The sequence below is a fragment of the Flavobacterium sp. W20_MBD1_R3 genome (assembly GCF_052119725.1).
Taxonomy (GTDB): Bacteria; Bacteroidota; Bacteroidia; order Flavobacteriales; family Flavobacteriaceae; genus Flavobacterium.
In genome coordinates, this window is sequence record NZ_JBGQOR010000019.1 from 19827 (window position 1) to 29413 (window position 9587).

Genomic DNA, 9587 nt, shown 5'->3' on the forward strand with positions numbered 1-9587 from the left:
AAGGTAATTTATGAGTTTGAAATTATGAGTTGCACTTTTAAAAAACGCAACTCATAATTTATATTTTTTTTAAGCTCTTTCAATAATAATCGCCGAAGCCCCACCACCACCATTGCAAATTGCAGCAGCTCCAATTTTAGCATTATTTTGTTCTAAAACATTGATCAAAGTGACAATAATTCTAACACCTGAACAGCCAAGGGGATGTCCTAATGACACGGCACCTCCGTTGACATTGATTGTATTAGTATCTAACCCTAAAATTTTGGCATTCGCCAAGCCTACAACTGCAAAAGCTTCGTTGAATTCAAAAAAATCAACATCGGTAATGGCTATTCCTGCTTTTTTTAATGCTTTAGGAATTGCTATTGAAGGACTTGTAGTAAACCATTTAGGTTCTTGTGCGGCATCTGCATACCCTTTAATATATGCTAGGGGTTTTAGTCCTAAAGAAATAGCTTTTTCCTCACTCATTAGTATAACTGCTGCGGCTCCATCATTTATTGTAGACGCATTAGCAGCCGTAACGGTACCATCTTTTGAAAAAACAGGATTTAATGCTGGTATCTTATCTAACTTGACATTAGAAAACTCTTCATCTTTAGAAATTATAATAGGATCACCTTTTCGTTGGGGAACAGGTACAGATACAATTTCATTATCAAATTTTCCTGCTTCCCAAGCTTTTGCACTGCGCTCATAGGATTGAATTGCTGCATTATCTTGGTCTTCACGGGTAAATTTATATTCAGCAGCACATAAGTCAGCACAAACGCCCATTGCATTGTTATCGTAGGCATCAACAAGTCCATCTTTTTGTAATCCGTCAATAAATGTGGCTGGACCAAATTTAGTTCCAGTTCTCAAATTCATATAGTGTGGAATTAAACTCATGTTTTCCATTCCACCCGCAACAACAATTTCGGCATCGCCACATAAAATGGCTTGAGCACCTAGCATTATTGCTTTCATTCCAGAAGCACATACTTTGTTTACTGTAGTACAAGCAACAGAATTAGGTAAACCAGCATATAGCGCAGCTTGGCGAGCAGGGGCTTGTCCTACACCAGCTTGAACTACATTGCCCATAAATACTTCATCAATTAAATTTGGATCCAATTTTATTTTGTCCAAAGCACCTTTTATTGCAATAGCACCTAATCTTGGAGCAGTAACTGTGGATAATCCCCCCATAAAACTTCCGATAGGTGTTCTAACGGCAGAAACGATAACAACTCTTTTGTTCATGACTTTCATAATGTTAGTTTATGTAGCAAATTTAACCTTTTTTATACAATTTCATATTTTGATACTGAGTTTATCTTTTTAATATTTATTTTTATTCTATATGTTTGATTGTGAAGCTTTTTTATAAAAATGATAAAAAATATTAAAAAAAAGCCTTCAAATAGTTGTGAGAAGTCTAAAGATGTCTTAAATTTGCAACCGCAAAACAGGACACGTTTTCTTGAGCTTGGAGGGGTGCCAGAGTGGTAATGGAGCAGTTTGCTAAACTGTCATCGAGCAATCGGTGCCAGGGTTCGAGTCCCTGTCCCTCCGCTTTATATTTTGTTTTCTTTTTCGGGGTGTAGCGTAGCTCGGTTATCGCGCCTGCTTTGGGAGCAGGAGGCCGCAGGTTCGAATCCTGCCACCCCGACTAATTTTTTCCAAGAGCAATGGAGGCATAGCTCAGCTGGATAGAGCACCTGCCTTCTAAGCAGGCGGTCGAAGGTTCGAATCCTTCTGCCTTCACAAGAAAACCCACTGGATTCAGTGGGTTTTTTGTGTTTAATAAATTTTGTATTTCTTATTTTATGGTGTTCAAAACAGATTTTTTTTAGACTTCTATTTTGCCAACAAACGAATTAATACCAGTAAACCTTTAAATATTTTTTGCTAAACCATTTTTGAGCTGTTTGCATATTATGGTTGTTTATGCTAGTTCTAATTGATGTATTTTTCTCCATTTATGTTATAACTCACTTGCATTAACTAAATACTTATCTATTAATAAATTTTAGAGGAGGCACAGGAGCTGACTCTTAATTTTTTAATTTTTTTTGACAGTTATTTATTCATACCAAACTATATCTTGCGAATATAATTTTGGTAATTTGTCTTTTCGACCAAGGAAAAATTGCATTACAATGGCAAGCGATTAAACGTGTACCCCGTCGAAATGACAAAATTAAAAATATTACAATTATGTACGAATAGTAATATAAATTTTTACAAAGCGGTAATAATAAATTCACTTCTCCTGTTTAATTGATGTTCTTCCTCAGTACATTCTACATCATCAGCACATTTATTTACCAGTTGTGTTTCACCATATCCTTTTCCAGTTAATCGGTTAGTACTTACGCCATTTTTGATAAGCCAGTTGATAGTAGATTTTGCTCTTCTATCAGATAAGGCTTCATTATATTTAAAAGTTTGTCTGCTATCCGTATGAGAACGAATATCAAGTTTCATGGTTGGATTTTGGTTTAAAACATCTAATATTTTTTCCAAATCAAATGCTGCTTCTTGTCTGATATTTGATTTATCTAAATCAAAATAAATCATTTTTATGTTAAAGCATTTGCCTAAATCATCACCAATAGTTACTTTACATTTTGCGTTTTCCAATGCGATTGGTAAGTATGTTTTTCCATTTTCATCCGATATTGTAATCTTCTGTTCATTGGCAGTATATTCAGGTTTTTGAGCTCTTACGTAATACGTTTTTCCACATTCAACAGTAAAGGAATAGTTGCCCTTATCATCAGAAATAGTTGTGTTTACAATGTTAAATTGATTGTCAAATAAAGTAACTTTAGCATCAGGAAGTAATTCTTTTGTAGCAAGATCAGTAATTTCGCCAAATAATAATTGTTGACAAGTGATTTTTCTTAGCTCTAAAAATTTATAAATATCATCATATCCCAAGCCACCATCTCTATTGGAAGTAAAAAAACCTCTTCTGGATTTTGTATCAATTAAGTAAGCAAAATCATCTTTTGGAGAATTAATATCAGCACCTAAATTTTGTACCTCTCCAAAAGTACCATTGGCACTAATAGTCGAAACAAAAACATCCAAACCTCCTAAGCCTGGATGTCCATCTGATGCAAAGTAGATTTCGTTTTCATCATTTATAAATGGAAAAGTTTCTCTTCCTTCACTATTGATGTTATTTCCTAAATTCTCTGGAATACCGTAAGTGCCATTATCGTTTATTTGTACTTTAAATAAATCGGAAAGACCAATTGTTCCCGGCATGTCGGAGGCAAAATATAACGTTTTTCCATCAGGACTGAGCGTAGGATGTGCAACACTATAATTGTCACTACTAAACGGAAGTTCAGTTATGTTCGACCAAGAATCATTTTCTAAAGTGGCTTTGTATATTTTTAGTAAAGTAATTTTATTAGCATCTTTTCCTTTTTTTCCATCAAGATAATTGTTTCGAGTAAAGTACATTGTTTTTCCGTCTTTTGTAAAAACAGGGGTTGACTCATGAAATTTAGAATTTATCTTTTTGTCAAACTTTTGTGGTTCTCCTGGATTCATATTTTCCCCTAAATTTGCGGAATATAAATTTGTGAAATATTGATTTGTCCATTTGTGTTTTCTTTGTCCTAGACTTCCAGTGTCCCTTGCTGAGGCAAACAGCATTTCATTTGAGTAAAGTGCAGTTCCATAATCAGAATAGATGGAGTTTATTCCGGCATCCTCAATTTTATATCTTCCAGAGTTAGCTTTTATCGCGTCAAGATAATTCACATTTTTCATGAAAAGCTTTCCACGGCTATCGTTTCCCGATTTTTGACTGAACAATTCCAGTAGTTCGTTTGCTTTATCATTTTGACCAATTGATCTCAAAGATTGTGCATAACGGAAGTAATATTCGGGATCTAAGTCAGTAGTATTCATCGCAAATAATTCACCATACCATTTGGCTGCTTTTTCTAACTCTGAATTGAAATAATAGGAATTGCCTAACTTTTTAAACATATCGGCTGATTTATATCCTTTTTCAGCCACTTTTTCGTAGGTTTTTATGGCATCGATATAGGCATAGTTGTCGTACTTTTTGTCGGCAACTTTTACCTTTTCTTTTTGGGAGTATACATTAAATGAAAACGCAATTATTAATGTTATACAAAAGAGTTTATTATTTTTCATAATAGTTGTTTTAGAAGAATCTTGGAGTTATAATTTTACCATTATTTTTAAATATCTCATAGCGCAAGAATACTTCATGAGAACCAGAATTATAATTTCTTAATCGGGTTGTCTCCCTGTCATAGCCATAACCAATATACATTCCATCAGAGACTTGAAATCCAACAACCGCACTTAACGCAGCACTCCATCTATAGGCAACTCCTACAACAAATTTCTCATTAAACATAAAGTTACCAGAAACATCTACTTGTAGTGGCGCACCTACTACCATTTTGGATAGGAATGCAGGTTTAAATTTTAATGTGCTATTGATATCAAAAACATAACCTCCTATTAAATAGTAATTTATTTTTTCTCTAAATATCGCAGTTTCATTATCATCATAGCGGTTTGTTTCAATAAAATTAGGAATGGAAAAACCAATATATGCTTTGTCAGAATGAAGATATAAACCAGCTCCAAAATTAGGTGAAAATTGATTATCTATATTTTGCATCGATGGATCAAGTGGATAGGAATCAACAGGATTTAATTTTGAAATGTCTAAATTGAATAAATTAGCTGTAGCTTTTATACCAAAAGAAAGTTTGTAATTTTCCGATGCAGGAATGGTATATGAGAAATCAGTAGAAATAGTGGTTTCATTGGTAGGGCCAATTTTGTCATTAACAAAAGAAACTCCTAAACCAAGATTGTTATCATTTAGCGGAGTGTTGATTGAGGCAACATTTGTAACTGGGGCACCATCCAAACCTACCCATTGAGTACGATGCATAGCAAAAATACTCATTGCTCCTCTAGAACCTGCATAAGCGGGATTGATATTAATGGTATTGTACATGTACTGAGTATATTGTGCGTCTTGTTGTCCAAAACCAGTAAATACTGTAAACAGTAACAAGATTAAAAATATTTTTGTTCTCATAGTAGATTTTTTTGTTGTGATTGAACTCTTTCTTTTTTTAGGATCCAAAAGATCTATTTCGAAAAATGTTAATACTATTTATATTTAAGAATAGGGCTAATTCATTTTTTTAACCTGAGGATTTTTAACTGTCCTCAGGATTAAAATTAATTCAAAATTATTTAGTAAGGTATAAATACCCGTCTAATTTTTTGATTTCTATATTACCATTTCCATCAATAGAACTGTAATTTAGAATATAAAAATAAGTTCCGGTAGGTAAACCTGACGACTGATTAACAGTTGTTCTTCCGCGAGAGATACCCTCAAAATTATTAGTTTGATTGTTATAATTTTTAGTTTCAAAAACTAGTATACCCCAACGATTATATATTTCAACGGTATTTTCAGGGTAACAAGCAGTGTCATCAATATTATCAATAACAAACACTTCGTTTGTACCATCTCCATTTGGTGAAAATGCATTATGTACTTTTATGTCACCACATCCTAAAACGATACAATCATCATTTATATTTACAGTCAGTTCAATTTTTCTTGGACAATCTACATTGTTGATTTGATATTCAAAAACTTTGTTACCTAAACTTAGTCCAAAAGGGGAAAGGATGTTTCCTTGTAATGCGCCTGTATTATCAACATCTACCCAAGTTCCGTTTGTTGGAGTGCCTTCAGGTAATAAATTAAAGATATTAATTGGTGACGAGTCTCCACTACAAGCAGAGCTTGCAATTGTTGTTCCGCTGTTTGTCACTGAGACGTTAACCGTTTGAGTAAATATAGAAATGTTTCCACAAGAATCTGAGACAGGCCATTTTCTAACAATTGAATAGGAGTTCTGAGAACTATTAGTGATTGTTTCTGTATATATTGCCGGAGAGGCCGTTGAACAATTATCTGCAAAAATAAGTTCTGGTTTCAAAGGAATAGCATCACAATTCACATTGATAGTTGCAGCAAATTCAGTGGTAGTAGTTGGACCAGTAGTATCTTGTACACTGATGATTTGAGAAGCAGTAGCCGAATTTCCTGCTGAATCTGTAGCTGTCCAGGTTCTAGTTACAGTGTAAGAACCAATACAACTACCTTGAACAGTTGTGTCTACGAATGCTAATGTTATAGAGCTACAGGTATCAGTTGCTGTTGCTTGAGCAAAATTTGGAGTAATACTACAACTTATAGTTGAAGGTACTGGTAATTGAGCAATGACCGGTGCGGTAATATCCTTAATTGTTATGGTTATTGTTGCAGTATCACAGTTTTCTGGATTTAATTTCTCACATATTTGATATGTTAAAATATAAATTCCAGGATTTGTACCAGTTAATGTATTGATGTTTCCAAGGTTATCCAATTGAATATTTGAATTTTGCCCAGAAACCAAAGTGATATTCACCGTTGAAGCTATTAAGGAGTTTCCATTTAGTGAATCATTTCCTAATACATTTCCTAGTATACCTGATGAGGTACAATTTTCAATTGTATAGATATCATCATTAGCGACAATAACAGGAGCGGTAACGCTAACGGTAACGGTAGCTGTATCACAATTGGTTGGATTTAATATTTCACAGATTTGGTAAACCAACGTGTAAGAACCAGCAGGCGTACCCGCAGCCACTACCACATCAGTACCAGAAAGAGTGATTCCAGCATTCGAAGATGAAACCGTAGTCAAGATAACTTGCGAAGCCAAAACAGGAACATCGTTTAAGGTATCGTTTACTAATACATTGGTGAAAGCTGTTCCGCCGTTGGCACCGTTTACATTAGTTCCGGCATCGTCATTAGCGACAATAGCAGGAGCCGTAACGGTAACGGTAACGGTAGCTGTATCACAATTGGTTGGATTTAATATTTCACAGATTTGGTAAACCAACGTATAGTTACCAGCAGGCGTACCCGCAGCCACTACCACATCAGTACCAGATAAAGTTACACCAGCATTCGAAGATGAAACCGTGGTCAAGATAACTTGCGAAGCCAAAACAGGAACACCGTTTAAGGTATCGTTTACCAACACATTGGTGAAAGCTATTCCGCCGTTGGCACCGTTTACAGGAGTTCCGGCATCATCATTAGCGACAATAACAGGAGCGGTAACGCTAACGGTAACGGTAGCCGTATCACAATTGGTTGGATTTAATATTTCACAGATCTGGTACACCAAAGTGTAAGAACCAGCAGGCGTACCCGCAGCCACTACCACATCAGTACCAGAAAGAGTGATTCCAGCATTCGAAGATGAAACCGTAGTCAAGACAACTTGCGAAGCTAAAACAGGAGCCCCATTTAAAGTATCGTTTACCAACACATTGGTGAAAGCTGTTCCGCCGTTGGCACCGTTTACAGGAGTGCCGGCATCATCATTAGCGACAATAGCAGGAGCCGTAACGCTAACGGTAACGGTAGCTGTATCACAATTGGTTGGATTTAAGATTTCACAGATTTGGTAAACCAAAGTGTAAGAACCAGCAGGCGTACCCGCAGCCACTACCACATCAGTACCAGAAAGAGTGATTCCAGCATTCGAAGATGAAACCGTAGTCAAGACAACTTGCGAAGCTAAAACAGGAACCCCATTTAAAGTATCGTTTACCAACACATTGGTGAAAGCCGTTCCGCCGTTGGCACCGTTTACAGGAGTTCCGGCATCATCATTAGCGACAATAGCAGGAGCCGTAACGGTAACGGTAACGGTAGCTGTATCACAATTGGTTGGATTTAAGATTTCACAGATTTGGTAAACCAAAGTGTAAGAACCAGCAGGCGTACCCGCAGCCACTACCACATCAGTACCAGATAAAGTCACACCTGTATTTGTAGAGGAGATAAAAGTTGTGATTACATCCTCTGTTTTAGCTTCCTTACAATTTAGTATATCGTTTATTAAAACATTATTTACTGATATCCCACCTTTTAATCCATTTACTTGTATTCCAGTGTCATCATTTGCTATGATATCGCCAACTACCGTTACGATTTGAGTACAAGTAGCCGTATTTCCAGCATTGTCAGTTACCGTCCAAGTTACCGTTGTGTTTCCGATAGGGAAAACGCTAGGCGCATCGTTGATTACCGATTTTACCCCACAGTTATCAGCAGTAGTTGGAGATCCAAGCGTTACATTGGCTTTATCCGTTGTGCAAGAAGCAGCATCCACATTCACTGTTACCGGAGCTGCACAAGTGATGGTTGGATTGATATTGTCAACTACCGTTACGATTTGAGTACAAGTAGCCGTATTTCCAGCATTGTCAGTTACGGTCCAAGTTACCGTTGTGTTTCCGATAGGGAAAACGCTAGGCGCATCGTTAGTTACCGATTTTACCCCACAGTTATCAGCCGTAGTTGGAGATCCAAGCGTTACATTAGCTTTATCCGTTGTGCAAGAAGCAGCATCCACATTCACCGTTACAGGAGCTGCACAAGTAATGGTTGGATTGATATTGTCTACTACCGTTACGATTTGTGTACAAGTAGCCGTATTTCCAGCATTGTCAGTTACGGTCCAAGTTACCGTCGTGTTTCCGATAGGGAAAACGCTAGGCGCATCGTTGGTTACCGATTTCACACCACAATTGTCAGCCGTAGTTGGAGCTCCAAGCGTTACATTGGCTTTATCCGTTGTGCAAGAAGCAGCATCCACATTTACCGTTACAGGAGCTGCACAAGTGATGGTTGGATTGATAGTGTCTACTACCGTTACGATTTGAGTACAAGTAGCCGTATTTCCAGCATTGTCAGTTACCGTCCAAGTTACCGTTGTGTTTCCGATCGGGAAAACACTAGGCGCATCGTTGGTTACCGATTTTACCCCACAGTTATCAGCCGTAGTTGGAGCTCCAAGCGTTACATTGGCTTTATCCGTTGTGCAAGAAGCAGCATCCACATTCACTGTTACCGGAGCTGCACAAGTGATGGTTGGATTGATATTGTCAACTACCGTTACGATTTGAGTACAAGTAGCCGTATTTCCAGCATTGTCAGTTACGGTCCAAGTTACCGTTGTGTTTCCGATAGGGAAAACGCTAGGCGCATCGTTAGTTACCGATTTTACCCCACAGTTATCAGCCGTAGTTGGAGATCCAAGCGTTACATTAGCTTTATCCGTTGTGCAAGAAGCAGCATCCACATTCACCGTTACAGGAGCTGCACAAGTAATGGTTGGATTGATATTGTCTACTACCGTTACGATTTGTGTACAAGTAGCCGTATTTCCAGCATTGTCAGTTACGGTCCAAGTTACCGTCGTGTTTCCGATAGGGAAAACGCTAGGCGCATCGTTGGTTACCGATTTTACCCCACAGTTGTCAGCAGTAGTAGGAGATCCAAGCGTTACATTGGCTTTAGCCGTTGTGCAAGAAGCAAGATCTACATTTACCGTTACAGGAGCTGCACAAATTATAGTAGGATTGATAGTGTCAACTACCGTTACGATTTGAGTACAAGTAGCCGTATTTCCAGCATTGTCCGTTACGGTCCAAGT

Annotated in this window: 4 protein-coding genes and 3 tRNA genes; 3 read left to right on the forward strand and 4 right to left on the reverse strand. The window is 37.2% G+C overall.

Translation table 11 applies throughout. The features are described 5' to 3' along the window. Positions 1 to 69 precede the first annotated feature (69 nt). Positions 70 to 1248: an acetyl-CoA C-acyltransferase gene (locus ACEN2F_RS14320; RefSeq protein WP_441740445.1), complete on the reverse strand. Its 1179-nt coding sequence runs from the start codon at positions 1246 to 1248 to the stop codon at positions 70 to 72. 228 nt (positions 1249 to 1476) lie between these two features. Between ACEN2F_RS14320 and ACEN2F_RS14325 the strand changes: the two genes are divergently transcribed. The 3 genes from ACEN2F_RS14325 to ACEN2F_RS14335 all read left to right on the forward strand — a co-directional run bounded on the left by ACEN2F_RS14325 (position 1477) and on the right by ACEN2F_RS14335 (position 1752). Beyond that, a tRNA-Ser gene (locus ACEN2F_RS14325) sits at positions 1477 to 1560 on the forward strand. A 22-nt stretch (positions 1561 to 1582) separates the two neighbouring features. Then, positions 1583 to 1657: transfer RNA gene (locus ACEN2F_RS14330), tRNA-Pro, on the forward strand. Between the two features lie 21 nt (positions 1658 to 1678). Further along, a tRNA-Arg gene (locus tag ACEN2F_RS14335) sits at positions 1679 to 1752 on the forward strand. A gap of 477 nt (positions 1753 to 2229) precedes the next feature. Here ACEN2F_RS14335 and ACEN2F_RS14340 read toward each other — a convergent pair. From ACEN2F_RS14340 to ACEN2F_RS14350, 3 genes are all read right to left on the reverse strand, one after another. After that, positions 2230 to 4170 (reverse strand): OmpA family protein, encoded by a 1941-nt coding sequence (locus ACEN2F_RS14340; RefSeq protein ID WP_441740437.1) that lies wholly within the window; start codon positions 4168 to 4170, stop codon positions 2230 to 2232. A 10-nt stretch (positions 4171 to 4180) separates the two neighbouring features. Then, a complete protein-coding gene (locus ACEN2F_RS14345) occupies positions 4181 to 5098 on the reverse strand; it encodes a PorP/SprF family type IX secretion system membrane protein (protein ID WP_441740439.1) in 918 nt (305 codons plus the stop codon). A 157-nt stretch (positions 5099 to 5255) separates the two neighbouring features. Then, positions 5256 to 9587 (reverse strand): HYR domain-containing protein (locus tag ACEN2F_RS14350; RefSeq protein WP_441740441.1); only part of this gene is annotated, 4332 nt, incomplete at its 5' end.